This is a genomic window from Saccharopolyspora rosea (assembly GCF_025643595.1).
In the GTDB taxonomy this organism is placed as follows: domain Bacteria; phylum Actinomycetota; class Actinomycetes; order Mycobacteriales; family Pseudonocardiaceae; genus Saccharopolyspora; species Saccharopolyspora rosea.
The window spans coordinates 2,375,005-2,390,809 of sequence record NZ_CP102826.1 but is presented as its reverse complement, the minus strand read 5'-3'; the positions used below and the strand labels follow the sequence as shown (position 1 = coordinate 2,390,809).

Genomic DNA, 15,805 nt, shown 5'->3' with positions numbered 1-15,805 from the left:
CCTCCTTGCCGTCGTGCGGCGGTGGTCAGCGGAAACCTCGCGTGGTGGGCGGGAGTCCCATGAGCACGGCTCCCGCCGAGTCGTAGATGCCCGGCCCGAGGAAGGCGTGCTGCTTGGGCACCAGCGCGTCACCGGCGAGGTCCTGGAGCGGGTGTCCGATGTGGATCGGCGCGGTGCCGGACACCTCGATGAGGCCGTTGACGACGTCGGAGGACACCTTGGCCAGGTGCGCCGAGGCCAGCCGGAGGTGGGCGTTCTGCTCGTCGCTGGCCTCGTCACCGGCGAGCACGGTCTGCCACACCTCGTCGCTGAGGTCGTAGAACCAGGCCCGCGCGGAGCGCAGCGCGGCCTCGGCGCGGGCGACCTCGACGCGGTAGTACGCCCGCTCGGCCAGCTTCGGCGCACCCGTGATCCCGGCGCGCCCGCCACCGATCTCCTCGGCGTGCGCCAGCGCCGCCCGGGCCACACCCGCCCCGACCACGGCGAGCACCTGCGAGGCGTAGGCGATCGTCGGGTAGTGGTAGAGCGGTTCGTCCACCGCGGGCGGGCCGCCCCGGACGAACGTCCACTCGCGCGGCACCTCGACCCCGCGCACGACCAGGTCGAAGGACCCGGTGCCGCGCATGCCGACCACGTCCCACTCCGGCACGATCTCGCACTGGTCCGGGCGCAGCACCGCGGTCCGCGGCTTGCCCGCCGAGTCCTCGTCACCGGGCAGGCCCACTCCCAGCACATCGGCGGCCATGCAACCGCTGGCGAACTTCCACCGGCCGTCGACGAGGAATCCGCGCTCGGTCGGTTCGGCGCGCTGCATCGGGAAAAGCCCGCCCGCGAAGACCAGGTCCGGTCCGTCGCGGTAGAGCTCGGCCTGGGTTTCCAGCGGGAGCGCTGCCAGGTAGGTCAACGCCGACCCGAAGCTGGCCACCCAGCCGGTGGAACCGTCGACCGCGGAGAGCCGTTCGATGCGGTCCAGGAACTCGGCGGGCGGCAGCTGGTCGCCTCCGAACCGGGTGGGGGTGGCCGCGCGGTAGATGCCGACCTGCTTGAGCCGCGCGACGAAATCCTTCGGGACGTAGCGCTGCTCGCGGAATTCGAGCCTGCGTTCGCGCAGTTCGGCGAGCACGTCGTCGAAACCGGCGCTCGCGGATTCCGCTCCGTCCGCGTCCGACGCAGCGTCGGCCTGCTGTGCGCGCACCATGGCGCCTCCTCGTGGTCGCGGATTCGCCCTGACGACGGTAGAAGGCGCAACGGGAAGCGCGGAAGTGGTATTGCCCATGCCGATGTCGGGGATTCCTTCCCACCGCGTAGGGGATTTCTTCAGCGCTTCACCGGACGCAGCCGTCGTAGGCTGTGGCGGATGCGGGGCCGATCCGAAAGCACCGGAGCGCGAATCGGCGCACCGCGACGGCGAATCCCTCCGCCGGACCGACCCGCGCAGGCGAGAAACCCGGTTGCGACGAGGAGGACCGCGCATGACCGCACCCGATCCCGAATCGGACCACCGGATGACCCTGACCTGCTACAACGACACCCACGGCTACGGATGGCGGCACGTGGACCTGTTCGTCCACGACGCCGCGGGACGCGAGTTGAACTGGGTGCACTGGGAAGCACCCGCCGACGGACCCGAGGCCGCGGACGCGGTCACCGCGGAAGTCGAACCACTGCTGCGGCGCACCTCCGAATGGCAGCACGGCGTCAGCGCGAGCGGCATGGACTACTGGGTCGCCGATGCCGCGTGGGCCCGACCATCACCGGACCGCGGGGAATCCGCACCGAGTCCGCACCCGTCGACCCCCGCGCCGAGGAAGGAGCAGAAGTGACGACCGAACTGACGCTGGAGGCGCTGGCCCGCCGGATCGAGGTCCTCGAAGCCGAAGCCGAGATCCGCCGGCTCCAGGCGCGGTACGTGTTCCTGTGCGACCGATCCCGGAGTTCGGGGTCCGCGACGACGCGCACCGCATCGATCTCATCATGCAGCTCTACACCGAGGACGCGGTGTGGGAAGGCGTCGGCGAGTACTACGACGGCCAGTTCGGCCGCGCCGAGGGTGCCGCGCAGGTGCGCGCGCACTTCGAGCGCTTCTGGGGCGCGAAGCAGGATCCGGCGCTGCTGCTCAACGCGCACTACCTGACGTCGGAGCAGATCCACGTGGACGGCGACACCGCGACCGGGCAGTGGATCCACGTGCAGCCCTGGCTGTTCTCCGACGGCACCTCGCTGCTGCGCTCCAGCCGGCTGAACAACGCCTTCCGCAGGGTCGCGGGGACCTGGAAGATCTCGCGCACCCGCACCGAGAACGTCTTCGTCGCGCCGCTCCCCCCGACGTGGGCCACCGACCACCCGTCGGCTTCCGTGCTGATGCGGCCATGACCGGCGCCGCGACGGGCCTGGTCGGCCGGACGGGGCCCGTTCGGACCCAGCCCGGCGCGACCGGGAAGACCGGCCAACCGAGGGGGATTCCGATCACACGGCCGGTCCTCGCGTGAACTCACCACGCGAGTTGTGAAGCTACCGGCCGGGACCGGGGCGGGAACACACCCGCGAGCCGGGTGTGCCCGAAAAGCCACGCGACGCTACCCGTTCGGCCATCCGGAGCAGGAAACCGCTCTCCTCGGGGAGCATCGGGATGCGCCCGAACGCACGTGCGCCGACGCATCCGTTCGCGGATGCGCCGGCGCACGCGGGGGGATCACTGCGGGACGGTGGACAGGAACTGGTGCGCGGCGTCCAGCGCGGGCTTGTTGCTGCCGGAGTCGGTGACCAGCACCGCGAAGGCCATGTCCCCGCGGTAGCCGACGAACCAACCGTGCGTGTGCGATCCGTCCGGTCCGAACTGCGCGGTGCCGGTCTTGCCGTAGACCTCGCCGACATCGCCCAGGCTGCGAGCGGTGCCCTGGGTCACGACCGCGCGCATCATCGGCCGCAACTGGTCCAGCACCGGCTGCGGCAACGGCTTCGCCGGCGTGTCGGTCGTGGTCTGCTGCCCCCGGATCAGGTTCGGCGTCGGGGTGCTGCCGTGCGCGGCGGTCGCCGCGGCCAGCGCCATGCCGAACGGGCTGGCCAGCACCCGCCCCTGACCGATGCCCTGGTTGGCCTTCTCGGCCGCGCCCCGCCCGGCCGGCACCTTGCCGGTGATCGTGGTGATGCCCGGGATGTTGTAGTCGGCGCCCAAGCCCATCTGCCGCGCCTGGTTGGGCAGCGCGTCGGAGGGCATGTCGGCGGCCAGCTGGCCGTGCGTGGTGTTGCAGGACTGCGCGAAGGCGATCGTCTCGGGAACCACGCCCAGGTCGAAGTTGTGGTCGTTGGGCAGCGGGACGCCCTCGAAGTTCGCCACCGCCGGGCAGGGCACGGGCTGGTCCGCGCGGATCTTCCCGGTCTCCAACCCGGCCGCCGCGGTGATGATCTTGAAGGTGGAACCGGGCGGGTACTGCCCGGTCAGCGCCACCGGCCCGGAAGCGTTCGCGGCCTGGTTCTGCGCCACCGCGAGCACGTCCCCGGTGGACGGCTGCAACGCGACGATCATCGCCGCCTGCGGAATCGGGCGCAGCGCGTCCTCGGCGGCCTGCTGCGCCTGGCTGCTCAGCGTGGTCGACGTCGGCGAGGCCGGCTTCGGCGGCTCCCCGACGAACGAGGCCCCGGTGCTGCCGTCCGCGTTGACGGCGTTGACCTGCCAACCGCTGTCGGCGTCGCGCTGCTGGTCCGCGACCTTGCGCACCCCGGTCAGCACCTGCGAGGCGAAGTCCTTGTTCGGCGCGGCCAAGCCCTGGTCCTGGGAGAGGCTCACCCCGGGCAGGTTCTGGATCTTGTCCTTGACCTGCTGGTAGGCGGCGTCGCGCAAGGTCCCCACCAGGTAGGCCTGACCCGGCTTCGTCTGCCGCGCCTCGTCCACGATGGACTGCTGGGTGATGCCCGGGTCGATGCTGCCCAGCGCGCCCGCCAGGGCTCCCGCCGTCTTCTGCAGGTCACCGGCGGCCTGCGGGTTCAGCATCACCTTCACCTGGCTCTGCGGCTGCATCAGCGGCTTCCCGTCGCGGTCCAGGACCGGCTCGGGAGTCGCCTGCTGGTCGCTGCGCCGCAGCGTCTGCTGCCCGGTGAGCTTCGGGTAGACCACCGACGGCGACCAGTGCACCAGCCAGCGGTCGTTGCCGGTGGTGTCGGTCCCCTGACGCATCGTCAGCGAACCGGGGTAGGTCCACCGCCGGTCACCGCCGAACTCCCAGTCGGCGTTGAACGAGGCCTTCGGGTTGTCCGACGCCGTGTCGACCTTGCCGATCCGGGCGGTCAGCGATGTCGGCCGCATCCCCTGCCGGGTGGCGTCCAGCATCGCCCGGGCCGCGCGCGGGTTGTCCGTCAGCTGCGCCGCGCGCGCGTTGTCCCCGGCGGCGAACGCCCGCAGGAAGTCCGATGCCGTCTGCTGGGGAGACGGACCGGAGTCGAACAGTCCGCAGCCGGACGTCAGCAGTACCAGGGCGCCGGTCAGGCCGGTGCCGAATATCCTCGCTCCACGCATCGCCCCGAGTATGCCTAAAGCCCGTGGCGACCTTCACCCTCCCGGCCGGTATCGAGGGACATCCCTCAAACGACGCCGCGAAAAGCGCTCCACACCAGGGGATATCACTGTCCGTTCCGGACTGTCCAACAGTGCGTGAGGACATCGCCGGGATCACCCCGGAGCCCGGCGGCCGGATCCGCAGCGCAGCGTCACCGCTCGGGTGCAGCGGGTTCCGCCGGACATCCGGAGCGACCCGTTCCGGATTCCTCCGACGCACTTCTGGCGCTCTTTTCCCGAAATTCTCCGGCCGTATACTGAACCCGCCCGATCAGCGCGTCACCATCCGCGTCGAGAAAACCGCCGAGAACCGCGGCCCAGCATCGCCGGAGACGAAGAGGAGTCCACGTGACCGACAGCCACTTCGCAATGTCCGACGCCGAGACCAGAGCGGTCCTGGAAAGCCTCGTCCGATCCGCGAACAGCCGCGGATATCCGGACGGCATCGACGAGAAAGAACTGTTGGCCAAGTACGAGATCGTGCACAACGACACCGCGAATGCGCGAGTCCACCTCGCCGCGATCCAGGCGATCGTGGAGGAACGAGTTGACGTGTGGGTGAACGATCAGGGAAAAACCGTCTACTCCGCCCGCGACGGAGCGTAGCAGCAGCCGGAACGCCGGAGTCGGCGCGCAACCGGCGATCGCGGAATCCGACCGCTCGGCCGGGTTCGCACATGCGGGCGCCCGACGCATCCGCACCCGTTCCGCCATTCGCGGGTGACCAAAATCATCGGCGGAATGGCGCGCGCCTCCACCGGTGATCGACCTCATGCCGAGTTGCCTTTTGTTCACGCTGCGCTTGTTCGGTGCTCAACGATGCCCGGCCAGTCTGGAATCCGCCCGGACGAGAAACCGAGACCCGGCCACGAAAGAGGCAGCAGGTGAAACCGGACGCGTTGCAATCCAGCGCGAAGCGAAGTCCCGGACAGACGGCCAACCCACCCGAGACATCGGATGAACAAGAGGAGAACGGCACCCCCACCGAAACCGGCACACCCGCGGAGAACGGCGGCCGCAGGCGCGACGCGATCCTGCTCGTGGCCTCCTGGACCGCGATCGTGGCGGTCTGCCACGTGCTCGGCAACATCGCCGACCTCGTCGGCGTCCCCGCGCCCCACCTGCTCACGGCCCTGCTGGTGGGGGTCGCCGTGGCCCTGCTGGGCCGCGCACCGGGGAAGCTGCCCCGCCACCTCAACCGGTCGTCGCAGGCGACGGTCGGGGTGCTGATGGGCAGCTACCTCGCCCCCGGCGCGCTGCGCTCGGTCGCGGACTACCTGGCCCCGCTCGCGCTGGTCACCGTCGGCACGATCGCGCTGTGCCTGGTGGCCGCGGTGGTGCTGCCGCGGCTGAGCGCGTTGACCCGGTCGGACTCGGTGCTCGGCATGGTGCCGGGCGGTTCGGCCGCGATCATCGCCTGCGCCGACGAACTCGACGCCGACGCGCGGACCGTGGCGTTCATGCAGTACGTGCGGGTGGCGCTGGTGGCCGCGACAGCACCGCTGGTGGTCATGGTGATCGGCGGCGGCCACGCCGGCGACGTCGGGGATCCGGTCACGCCCTTCACCGTGCTCGTCGGCTCCACCCGGCTCGTTTCCGGTGATCACCCGGTCGCCGGGCTGACGCTGCTGGCCGGGCTGTGCCTGCTGGGCATCCAGGCCGGGCGCAGGCTGTCCCTGCCCGCTCCGGCGCTGCTGGGCCCGATGCTGCTCGCCGCGACCGCCGTGCTGACCGGCGCGGGCACCGGGTTCGCCCCGGAGGGCCTGTTGCAGGACCTGGTGTTCACGATCGTGGGCCTGGAAGTCGGCCTGCGCTTCTCACCCGAGTCGATCCGGCGCGTGGGACGCTGCGTGCCGCACGTGCTCGTCGCGATCGTGGCGCTGTGCGCGGGCTGCGCGGGGCTGGCCGCCGTGTTCAGCGCGGCGACCGGGATTCCGTTCGTCGACGCCTACCTCGCGACCACGCCGGGCGGCATCAACGCGGTGCTCGCGACGGCCGCGTCGATGAACGCCGACCTCGCGCTGATCTCCACCGCGCAGAGCCTGCGGCTGTTCGCGGTCGTGCTGCTCGCCCCACCCCTGATCCGGCAGCTGACCGGACCGGCCGAGGTACCGGCGGCGAGAACCCCCGAACTGGCCGAAGTGGGCTGATCCCCGGATGCGCTGTCGTGCTGCCGGGCGGCACGACAGCGCCTTCGTCGTTCCGCACGAGTCCGCCGGTCACGCGGTCAGCGCCGCCACCATCCACTCCACGGCCCGGCCGACCGCCTCCCGGGCACCGGCGTCGTGCCCGTGCCCCTCGAAGCCGTGCGAGGCGTGCGGGATCTCCGACGCGCGCATGCCCGGCATCGACCAGAACGACGGTCCCGCCGCCACGCTCTTCCGGGATTCGCCGCTTCGTCAGACGACGACGTCGCGGCCCGTCGCACTGTCCTCACTGGACCGCCGTCAGCACGTTGGCGCGGTCGCCGCGTCGAGCGAACGGGGAGTCCGGCGCGAAGACCGCGGTCGTTTCCGGATCATCCCCTGGGGAGGTCCGTGCCAGCGGGTCGTCGAGGACGGATCGGCGTCGGAAGGCGCGCCAGCACCGGAATGTCGCGCGGTGCGGCGGGATTCCGCCTGCTCCGTCTCGGGGACATGTCGCCCGAGAACCTCGACGACGGGCCGCGCTGCCGTAACATCGATCTCCCTATGGATCGGAGAAACGGGGTCTCCCGCAGAGGTGTCCTCAAGGCTGGTCTCGGTGGGCTGGGTGTCGCCGCGCTCCCGCTTCCCGCCGCACGAGCGTCCGCTTCCGAGCAGGCGGACGGCGCGACCCGGACGCTCACCTTCACCGCCGGCACCAACGCATCCGTGATCGCGTCGCCCACCGGCGGCGGGTTGGTCGTCGAGGTCCAGGGGGTGCTGTGGTCGCTGCCCCGCCAGGGCGGGACGGCGGCGGCGCTGACGTCCCCGGAGCTGGAACCGGCGCGGCTGGCCTGGTCTCCCGACGGCGCGCGGATCGCCGTCTGCGGGTACCGGGGCGGCGGTTTCCACGTGTGGACGATGGATCCCGACGGCTCCCGGTTGCGGCAGCTGACGTCCGGCCCGTGGGACGACCGGGGCGTGGCGTGGTCACCGGACGGTTCTCGCATCGCGTTCGCGTCGGAGCGCGGCGGGGATCCGGTGGCCGGCAGCGCGTACCGGATCTGGACGGTGGACGTGCGGTCCGGCGAGCTGGTGCGGCTCACCGGCGACCCCGGGGTGGAGGACTACGACCCGACCTGGTGCCCGGACGGCGAACGGCTGGTCTTCGTGCGCGCGGACGCATCCGGCGGCCGCACGCTGGCGTCCGTGCCCGCCGATGGCGGGCCGGTGTCGGTGGTGCGCACCGTGGACAGCGGCACGCTGGTCGGCCCCGCGGTCAGCGCGGACGGCCGGGTGGCCTACGTCCACGTCGGTGGCGTCGACGCCTTCCCCGCCCACGCGGCCGGTGCCGCGCTGGTCGTCGACGGCGAACCCGTGACCGACGGCGAGGACGTGTCCCCGCTCCCGCCGTGCTGGACGGCCGACGGCGAACTCTGGTACGTGGCGGACGGGCAGGTCAAGGTCAGGCGCCCGAGCACGGCGGCAGCACCGGAGCGGGTGCCCTTCTCCGCCGAGCTGGACGTGCCCCGGCCGACGTACGGCAGGAAGCGCTACGACTTCGACTCGACCGAACCCCGCCAGGTGCGCGGAATCCACCTACCGGTGCTCTCCCCCGACGGGCGATCGGTGGCGTTCGCCGCGCTCAACGCGCTGTGGGTGCTGCCGATCGGCGGTCGTCCGCGGCGGCTCCTGCAAGCGCGCCCCACCCGCTACGTCCAGATGCCGTCCTGGGCACCGGACGGGCGCAGCGTGCTGTACTCCTACGACGGCGGCGAGGACGGGCTGATCGCCGTCCACCGGCACTGGCTCGACACCGGCCGGGACGAGGTGCTGGCGCCGGGAGGACGGCTGAACCCGGTGCTCTCCCCCGACGGCACCGCGCTCGCCTGCCAGGACTCCACCGGCAACCTCCTCGTCCGCGACCTCGCCACGGGCGCGGAGAAGACCCTCGTCGCGCCGTTGGGCGGCAACGGCCTGCCCGGCCGCCCGAGCTGGTCCCCCGACGGGCGGTTCCTCGCCTTCTGCGACCGCAACCGGCTCAACCAGCGGTTCCGCGAGGGGTACAACATCATCCGCGTGGTGGACACCGCCACCGGGCGGTGGACCGCCCACCAACCGATGCCGCACGCCTCGCTGTCCGACCGCGGCAACGGCGGGCCCGTGTGGTCGCCCGACGGCTCGGCCATGGCGTTCGTCATGGAGTCCGCGCTGTGGGTCATGCCGGTTCGCCCCGACGGCGCGCCCGCCGGGGACCCGCGGCGCATCACCGACGAGGCGGCCGACCACCCGTCCTGGTCGGGCGATTCCCGCACGCTGCTCTACGAGTCGAGCGGCCGGCTCAGGCTCGTCGACCGCGACGGCTCCGGCCGCCGCGCGGTCCGCGTGCCGCTGACGTACCACCGACGCCTGCCGTCGAAGTCCGACATCACCCGGGTGCACGCCGGACGGCTGTGGGACGGGACCGGCGAGGCGGTCCACCACGACGTCGACATCGTCATCCGCGGCAACCGCGTCGTCGCCGTGGAACCGCACCGAACCGGGAGGTCCGGCGACGAGCTCGTCGACGCGTCCGGATCCACCGTCATCCCGGGACTGTGGGACTCCCACACCCACCCGTGGCAGTACACCTACGGCGGTCGGCAGACCAGCCTGATGCTCGCCTACGGCGTCACGACGACCGTCTCGCTCGGCGGTTTCGCCCACGAGGGCGTGCGGATCCGGGAATCGGCCGCCGCGGCCCGCATGGCGGCGCCGCGGCTGTTCGCCACCGGCGAGCTGATCGACGGCAGCCGGGTCGGCTACAGCATGGGCCGGGCCCACCGGACGCCGGACGGGGTCCGCCGCACCCTGCACCGGGCGGTCGCGCTCGACCACGACTTCGTCAAGACCTACGTTCGCGCCTCAGCCCGGGTCATGCGGCAGGCCGCCCACACCGCCCACCGCGAACTCGGCGTGCTGTCCGGGAGCCACCTGCTGTCCCCCGGCGTCAACGTCGGCCAGGACCTGACCACCCACCTGCAGGCCACCCAGCGCTCCGAGTACGGACGCGCGTGTTCGCCCACCGGCCACTCCTACCAGGACGTCCTCGAAACGTACCGGGGCGGCGCGTTCCGGATCATCGTCACGCCCTTCACCGCCCTGCCGCTGCTGGGCGCCGATCCGGCACTGGCCGAGGACCCGCGAGTCACCCACCTGATGGCACCGTGGGACGCCGCCCACGTCCAGCGCCTCGCGGCGACCCCGCCGCCCCCGGCCGCGCTGCGCGCCATCAGCGAGGAAACGGCCCTGTACCGGGACATCCTCGCCGAGGGCGGGGTGCTCGCGGTGGGCACCGACGCTCCCCTGACGCCCACCGGCCTGCACCTGCACCTCGGCCTGCGCGCGCTGCACCACCACGGCGGCCTGTCCGCGGCCGAGGCGCTGCGCACCGCGACGGCCACCCCCGCCGAACTGTTCGGCGTCGCCGACGACCTGGGCACCCTGGAACCGGGCAAGCTCGCCGACCTGACCGCGTTCGACGGAGATCCCTTCCAGAACTTCGACGACCTGGTGCGCACCTCGTGGGTGATGCGCGACGGCATCATCCACCGCCGCGACGACCTCGTCGCAGCGTTCCCGACGGGCCTGGCGCAACGCGGCGACCACACCGACTGGCTCGACGTCAGCCGACAGCTCCGCCGCGAACCCTGCTGCGCGCAGCACGAGTTCCCGCACTAGCCGCTGGGGTCGTCGCGGTCAACGCCACGGCACCGCACCTGTCCCGGACGCCCACGCCGCGAGGGCATGTTCGTCGACGAGGCGGATTCCCATGCGAGCGCTGTACGCGCGGGCCTGCTCTATGTCGTGGCCGTGCCCCGTGGCCAGGCGGTCCTTACCGGCACCACCCGCGCCGACGCCCTGGCCGCACACGCGCCCGCAGAAGCATGGAAAACCCCGCTCCGCCGGCGAAGGTGCCAAAGGCGCTCGGATCTACGACTGGTCGAGGTCGGAAGACCGCGCCCAGCCATCCGCGGTGCGGATCAGCCATGCCCGCTCCCGGTTTCCGTGAGGCGGCGGATGGCGTCGAGGGTCAGCTCGCGGTCGTAGGAGCCCCGGCCCAGCGAGCGGTGGATCGTCAGGCCCTCGATGAGGGCGTCGATCTCGCGTGTCGTGGTCGGGTCGAAGTGCCGCGCCAGCGCCTGCTGGCTGCGGCGCATCCACTCGTCGAACAGGTCGCGGTACGCCGGTTCGCGGGCTGCCAGGGCGTAGAGCTCGTGCGTGAGCACGAGGTCGCTGCGGGTGGCGAAGACCTCCTCGTGGATGATGTCCACGACCGCCTCGCGGGCTTCCTCCAGGCTGCGCGCGGGCGCCAGGCGGCGCTCGAACCGGTCGATGATCGTGCCGGTGAAGCGGGAGAACGCCTCGCGCAGCAGCTCCTCCATGCTGGCGAAGTGGTAGGTCATCGAACCCAGCGGCACGTCCGCCCGCCTCGCGACCTTGCGGTGCGAGGTGCCCGCGACGCCCTCGTCGGCGATGAGTTCCAGTGCCGCGTCGATGATCCGCGCCCGTCGCTCGGGATCGAAGCGCCGAGTTCTCGACATCTCCCGCACCACCTCCTTCGACAGCCGCTCCGGGCATTGTCGACGGACGCGGTTCCCGGCCGGCGGCGGGGTGATCGGTAAGCCGTCCGGCCCGTTGCGTACGGTCGTACGCACTTTATGTACGATCGTACGCAACGACGCCCATGTGCGTCCGCACGAGTGCAATCGCCCCGACCACGCCTCACTGACGCCAACCATGTCTGACCGCACCGAGAGCGGCGCGCAGCTCGCCGCCCATCCCGGCACGACCGCCCGACGCCGAGCGCTGCAGGTGGTCTTCTTCCTGCCCGGGATCTCCCTGGCCTCCTGGGTCACCCGCACCCCGGCCGTCCGCGATGCCTTGGCCGCCTCCACCGGCCAGCTGGGAATGGTCCTATTCGGACTGTCGATCGGCTCGATGACCGGGCTCCTCGACACCGGGCCGTTGGTGCGACGGCTCGGCACGAAGACAGTGATCGCCTGGCGCGCCTGGTCGGCCCGCCTGTGCTGGGTTTTCTGGGCGGCCACGTCGGGTTGCAGCACGCGTTGATCGTCGTGCTCGCCGGGTGCGCGGCCGCCTCCGCCGTCCGCCCGCCGGAGCTCCGCCCTGACCGATCCGACCTGGACCGATGAGCATGCGAGTGACGACTGATCCTCTTCGAAAGCCGGGCGCGCTGCGCCGGTTCGCGGTGCTGTGCGGGCTCGTGGGCGCGTTGGCCGCCGTGGCCGTGCCGTTCCTGCCCGTCCAGTACGAGATCACCACGCTGCACTGGCCGACCGAGCAGGGCACCCGAGCGGTGTCGGCACCGCTGTCGGCCTACCAACCGATCCGGCTCGACCTGCGCGTGCCGTGCGCCACCGCGCGCAGCCTGGACGCGCGCAGCCCTGACCCGGCGGTGCTGCTGAGCACCAACCCGCCCGAGGCGGAGTACGGCGATCTCACCGGGCTGCGCTTGGAGATCCAGCAGGACCGGCTGCGCCTGCTGGTGCGGGGCCAGCAACTCGGCACGGCCCGCTTGCCCGAGGGCGACTGCGAGATCACCGTGCACTCCGATGGTGCCGGGACGACCGCTTCCGCGGGCGATGCCCCGATCGCGCAAGCCGCAGGCGACATACGTCCGCAGTTGACAGGGATCTACTCCGATGTGGACGGAAACGTCGACGAGGTGCGCGGGTTGTCGTTCTCAGCCGAGGTCGACGACCGCTACGACAGCCACCCGAGCCCGCTCAAGCTCGGTGTCATGGCACTGGCCGTGCTCGGCTGCGCCGGGTCACTGGTCGCGCTGCGCCGCATCGACGGCGTCGTCGCACACCGGATCCCACGGCGAACGCGCCGGTGGCCGCGGCCGACGCCGCGCGATGCGTTGTGGCGGCCGCACTGGTGGCGTGGTGGCTGATCGGCGCGATGACCGCCGACGACGGTTACTTCCTGACCATGGCCCGGGTCCGCGACGACCTCGGCTACGTCAACGACTTCTACCGGTGGTTCTCCGGCACGGTCGCGCCGATGGGCTGGTTCGTCGAACTGCAGGCCCGCTGCGTGGCGATCTCGACCGCCACCCCGTGGATCCGGTTGCCCGCCCTGGGCATGGGTCTGCTCAGCTGGTTGCTGATCAGCCGGTTCCTGCTACCGCGACTCGGGCAGCGGGTGCGGCGCAGCCGCGCGGCCGGGTGGGCTGCCGCCGCGGTGTTCCTCGCGTGCTGGCTGCCCTACGACAACGGACTGCGACCGGAACCCATCGTCGTCGTCTTCGCGCTCCTCGCGCTGTGCGCAGCGGAACGCTCGGTCGCCACCCGTCAACTCCTGCCAGCAGCGCTCGGCCTGATCGCGGCAGCCTTGGCGGTGGCGGTGAACCCACACGGCATGGTCGCGGTGCTGCCGCTCGTCGCGGCGGCCAAGCCGTTGCTGAAGCTGGTGCAACGGCGAGCGGAGCAGGTCGGCTGGACGGCGGTGCTGGCCCCGATCGCGGCCGCGGGCGCGGTGATCCTCACCGTGGCGTTCTCCGACCAGACCTGGGCCACGGTCGCCGACGCGACCGCGGTGCGCACCGACATCGGACCGTCGCAGACCTGGTACGAGGAGCTGAGCCGCTACGCACTGCTGTTCAGCCAGTCCCCCGACGGCTCGCTCACCCGCCGGTTCCCGGTGCTGTTGATGGTGCTGTGCCTGGCCACCTGCGCGGTCGTGCTGCTGCGGCGCGGGCGGATCCGCGGTGCCGCGCTCGGCCCGAGCCGCCGGCTGCTCGCCGTCGGGGGCCTGTACTTCGTGGTCCTGGCGCTCACCCCCACCAAGCACACCCACCACTTCGGCGTGTTCGCCGCGGTCGGCGGGTCCGTGGCGGCGTTGACGGCGCTGGCCACGAGCAGCACCGTGCTGCGCTCGCGGCGCAACCGGGCGGCGTTCTTCGCCGGACTGATGGCGGTGCTGGCCTTCTCGTTCACCGGCACCAACGCCTGGTGGTACGTGTCCGGCTGGGGCGTGCCCTGGTTCGACAAACCGCCTTCGATCAACGGGCACGCCATCAGCACCGGGCTGCTCCTGGTGGCCGCAGGCGCCGGGGTCGCAGCACTCGTGGAACACCTCCGGCTGGACGAACACAACCCCGGCAGCGCTGCCGTGGAAGACCGATCGCGGGCACTGCGGCTCGGCACCGCGCCACTGTCGATCGTCTGCACGCTGCTCATGCTGGCCGAACTCGCCTCGCTGGCGAAGGTCATCCCCGAGCGGTGGGACACCTACAACCTCGCGCAGGACAACGTCGCCCAGCTCACCGGTGCCAGCTGCGGGTTGTCCGACCACGTCCAGGTCGAAAACGATCCGATCGAGGGGATGCTCGACATCTCCGCACACCAACCGACCACCGCGAAACCCGGTGCCACGCCACCACCGGACCGCGCTGATCCACCCGAAAGCTACCTGCGGGCGACGAGCACCGGTTTCCGCCGGGACGGCCTGCCCACGAGCCGGGACGAGACCGGACGACCGACCTGGACCCCACCGCACCGCTTCGGCTCCGACCGCGCTCCGGTCTGGGGCAGCCACGGCTCGTCCGGCACCGGCGACCTCCGCACTCCCTGGTACGACCTCCCGGACCGCGCCCGCGGCGGCGAAGTTCCCCTCGTCGTCAGCGCGGCGGGCAAGCTCTCCCGACCGAACTCCCTCGCCGTCGAATTCGGCCGGGACACCCCGCAGGGATTCGAAATTCTCGACCGGGTCGACGTGGCGCAGACCCCCGAACAGCCACAGTGGACGGACCATCGGATCCGGGTGGACGGACGCGCCCGCGAGGCGACCAAGGTGCGCATCACCGCCCGCGACCGAGCACTGGGCGCCGAGGGCTGGCTCGCTGTCAGCGCCCCGCGCGCGCCGCGACTGACCCGCATGACCGACCTCATCGGCAGCGCTCCCACGTTCGTGGAATGGACCGCCGCGATGGTCCACCCCTGCCTGAACATCACCAGCATCCACCACGGCATCGCCGACCTGCCCCGCTACCGCATCGCCGGCGGTGCCGAGGTACGCGACATCGGCCAAGGCTGGTCCGCACCCGGCAGCGGCGGCCCCTTCGGCTACCTCAACGTCGCCACCACCATGACCGAACTACCCACCTACCTGAGCGGCGACATCGACCGCGACTGGGGCTCGCTGTACGCGGTACACCCCTACGAACCCGACGCCCTCCCCGCCAGTGCGGCGATGCACCTGCACACCGAAACCCACTCGGGGTGGTGGAGGCCAGGCCCTCCGCCCAGGCCCGTGCGGCTCCCCGGCCTCGCACCCGACTCCAACAACCGGGACGACGTCCACCTCGAACCCGACGACCCGGCCGCGCCACGCCGCCAACAGTGATGTGGAACGAACGAGCAACCACACCACTGCCGCTCGCCCCAGGACAGGCCGCCGCGGACAGGTTCAGGTGCGGATCCGAGCGGAACGCGATGAGCTTGAGCAGCGTGCTGGCGCGCACTCCCCCGGCGTTGCGGACGGCATGGGACCATCGTGGCGTGCACCGTGCAAGCCCAAGATCGGCCTCGTTGTGGTGGCGACTCGCGATGGTGTTGGTGGGAATCTCGTTGGTCGCCGGATGTGGTGGCGCGACGGCGAACGAGGTGAGTGATGCCGGGGAGCCTCCGACCGGCATCGCGGCTGGCCCGACGCTCTACTACCTGGAAGGCAACACCCTTCGTCCGGTGATCGTCCCGACGGGCGGCACGGTTGGGGACGTTTCCTACGGCAAGCTCGGTGACGTGCGGGGTGCGGTGCAGTACCTGATGCTCGGGGCGGGGCTCAGCGATTTGGCGGAGACCAAGGGGCTTCGTACCGAGGTGCCTGAACTCGGTGCGGCACTGGTGGATGTGAACGTCGTCGTGACAGATCGTGTGATCACCGTGGTTCTCCCGTCCTATGACCTGTCACCGCTGGCCGTTGACCAGGTCGTGTGCACGGCCCTCGCGGTCGACTCGGCGCGCGGCGGAACGACGCGAGGAACGACCGTCGACATCCTGCTGCACAAGGGAATCGGGGACCGGATCGCCAACCGCACGTGTCCGGCGATGAGCTGAGCCGA

General features: G+C 71.6%; 13 protein-coding genes. 9 read left to right on the top strand and 4 right to left on the bottom strand.

The features are described from left to right. Nucleotides 1–25 precede the first annotated feature (25 nt). Nucleotides 26–1,198 carry an acyl-CoA dehydrogenase family protein gene (locus NV263_RS11185; RefSeq protein ID WP_263252793.1) on the bottom strand — a complete coding sequence of 391 codons (1,173 nt, stop codon included), beginning with the start codon at nt 1,196–1,198 and terminating at the stop codon, nt 26–28. A gap of 274 nt (nt 1,199–1,472) precedes the next feature. On the opposite strand from NV263_RS11185, the gene NV263_RS11180 reads away from it, so the two are divergent. Together NV263_RS11180 and NV263_RS11175 are read left to right on the top strand one after the other, a co-directional pair. Next, nucleotides 1,473–1,823 carry a hypothetical protein gene (locus tag NV263_RS11180; RefSeq protein ID WP_263252792.1) on the top strand — a complete coding sequence of 117 codons (351 nt, stop codon included), beginning with the start codon at nt 1,473–1,475 and terminating at the stop codon, nt 1,821–1,823. Between the two features lie 94 nt (nt 1,824–1,917). Continuing rightward, nucleotides 1,918–2,373 carry a nuclear transport factor 2 family protein gene (locus NV263_RS11175; protein WP_263252791.1) on the top strand — a complete coding sequence of 152 codons (456 nt, stop codon included), beginning with the start codon at nt 1,918–1,920 and terminating at the stop codon, nt 2,371–2,373. Between the two features lie 319 nt (nt 2,374–2,692). Here NV263_RS11175 and NV263_RS11170 read toward each other — a convergent pair whose 3' ends face one another. Beyond that, entirely contained in the window at nt 2,693–4,513 is a 1,821-nt protein-coding gene (locus NV263_RS11170; protein ID WP_263252790.1) for a penicillin-binding transpeptidase domain-containing protein, read from the bottom strand. Between the two features lie 387 nt (nt 4,514–4,900). Here NV263_RS11170 and NV263_RS11165 point away from each other — a divergent pair, with 387 nt between their 5' ends. Continuing rightward, nucleotides 4,901–5,158, top strand: a complete 258-nt coding sequence (locus NV263_RS11165) for a hypothetical protein (protein ID WP_263252789.1) — start codon at nt 4,901–4,903, stop codon at nt 5,156–5,158. Between the two features lie 434 nt (nt 5,159–5,592). Beyond that, the gene (locus NV263_RS11160) at nt 5,593–6,702 is read left to right on the top strand and encodes an AbrB family transcriptional regulator (RefSeq protein WP_263252788.1); all 1,110 of its coding nucleotides are present in this window, start codon (nt 5,593–5,595) and stop codon (nt 6,700–6,702) included. Nucleotides 6,703–6,771: 69 nt separating this feature from the next. Here the strand turns inward: NV263_RS11160 and NV263_RS11155 are convergent, their stop codons facing one another. Continuing rightward, on the bottom strand, nt 6,772–6,927 hold the full coding sequence (locus tag NV263_RS11155) for a hypothetical protein (protein ID WP_263252785.1): 156 nt from the start codon (nt 6,925–6,927) through the stop codon (nt 6,772–6,774). A gap of 477 nt (nt 6,928–7,404) precedes the next feature. Between NV263_RS11155 and NV263_RS11150 the strand changes: the two genes are divergently transcribed. Then, complete coding sequence (locus NV263_RS11150; RefSeq protein ID WP_263252784.1) at nt 7,405–10,395, top strand: amidohydrolase family protein; 2,991 nt, start codon at nt 7,405–7,407, stop codon at nt 10,393–10,395. A gap of 302 nt (nt 10,396–10,697) precedes the next feature. Here the strand turns inward: NV263_RS11150 and NV263_RS11145 are convergent, their stop codons facing one another. Next, nucleotides 10,698–11,372: a TetR/AcrR family transcriptional regulator gene (locus NV263_RS11145; RefSeq protein WP_263252782.1), complete on the bottom strand. Its 675-nt coding sequence runs from the start codon at nt 11,370–11,372 to the stop codon at nt 10,698–10,700. Nucleotides 11,373–11,454: 82 nt separating this feature from the next. Here NV263_RS11145 and NV263_RS11140 point away from each other — a divergent pair, with 82 nt between their 5' ends. From NV263_RS11140 to NV263_RS11125, 4 genes are all read left to right on the top strand, one after another. Continuing rightward, on the top strand, nt 11,455–11,787 hold the full coding sequence (locus NV263_RS11140; protein ID WP_263252780.1) for a hypothetical protein: 333 nt from the start codon (nt 11,455–11,457) through the stop codon (nt 11,785–11,787). A gap of 91 nt (nt 11,788–11,878) precedes the next feature. Beyond that, nucleotides 11,879–12,634, top strand: a complete 756-nt coding sequence (locus tag NV263_RS11135; RefSeq protein WP_263252778.1) for a hypothetical protein — start codon at nt 11,879–11,881, stop codon at nt 12,632–12,634. Then, nucleotides 12,574–15,087: an arabinosyltransferase gene (locus NV263_RS11130; protein ID WP_263252777.1), complete on the top strand. Its 2,514-nt coding sequence runs from the start codon at nt 12,574–12,576 to the stop codon at nt 15,085–15,087. The genes NV263_RS11135 and NV263_RS11130 overlap by 61 nt, the downstream gene beginning before the upstream one ends. Nucleotides 15,088–15,290: 203 nt before the next feature. Further along, nucleotides 15,291–15,800, top strand: a complete 510-nt coding sequence (locus NV263_RS11125; protein WP_263252776.1) for a hypothetical protein — start codon at nt 15,291–15,293, stop codon at nt 15,798–15,800. The last annotated feature ends 5 nt before the right edge of the window (nt 15,801–15,805 follow it).

Coding starts and splice junctions, on each gene's coding strand:
- NV263_RS11185 (WP_263252793.1), bottom strand. CDS start 1,198: ATGGTGCGCGCACAGCAGGCCGACGCTGCGTCGGACGCGGACGGAGCG.
- NV263_RS11180 (WP_263252792.1), top strand. CDS start 1,473: ATGACCGCACCCGATCCCGAATCGGACCACCGGATGACCCTGACCTGC.
- NV263_RS11140 (WP_263252780.1), top strand. CDS start 11,455: ATGTCTGACCGCACCGAGAGCGGCGCGCAGCTCGCCGCCCATCCCGGC.
- NV263_RS11125 (WP_263252776.1), top strand. CDS start 15,291: ATGGTGTTGGTGGGAATCTCGTTGGTCGCCGGATGTGGTGGCGCGACG.
- NV263_RS11170 (WP_263252790.1), bottom strand. CDS start 4,513: ATGCGTGGAGCGAGGATATTCGGCACCGGCCTGACCGGCGCCCTGGTA.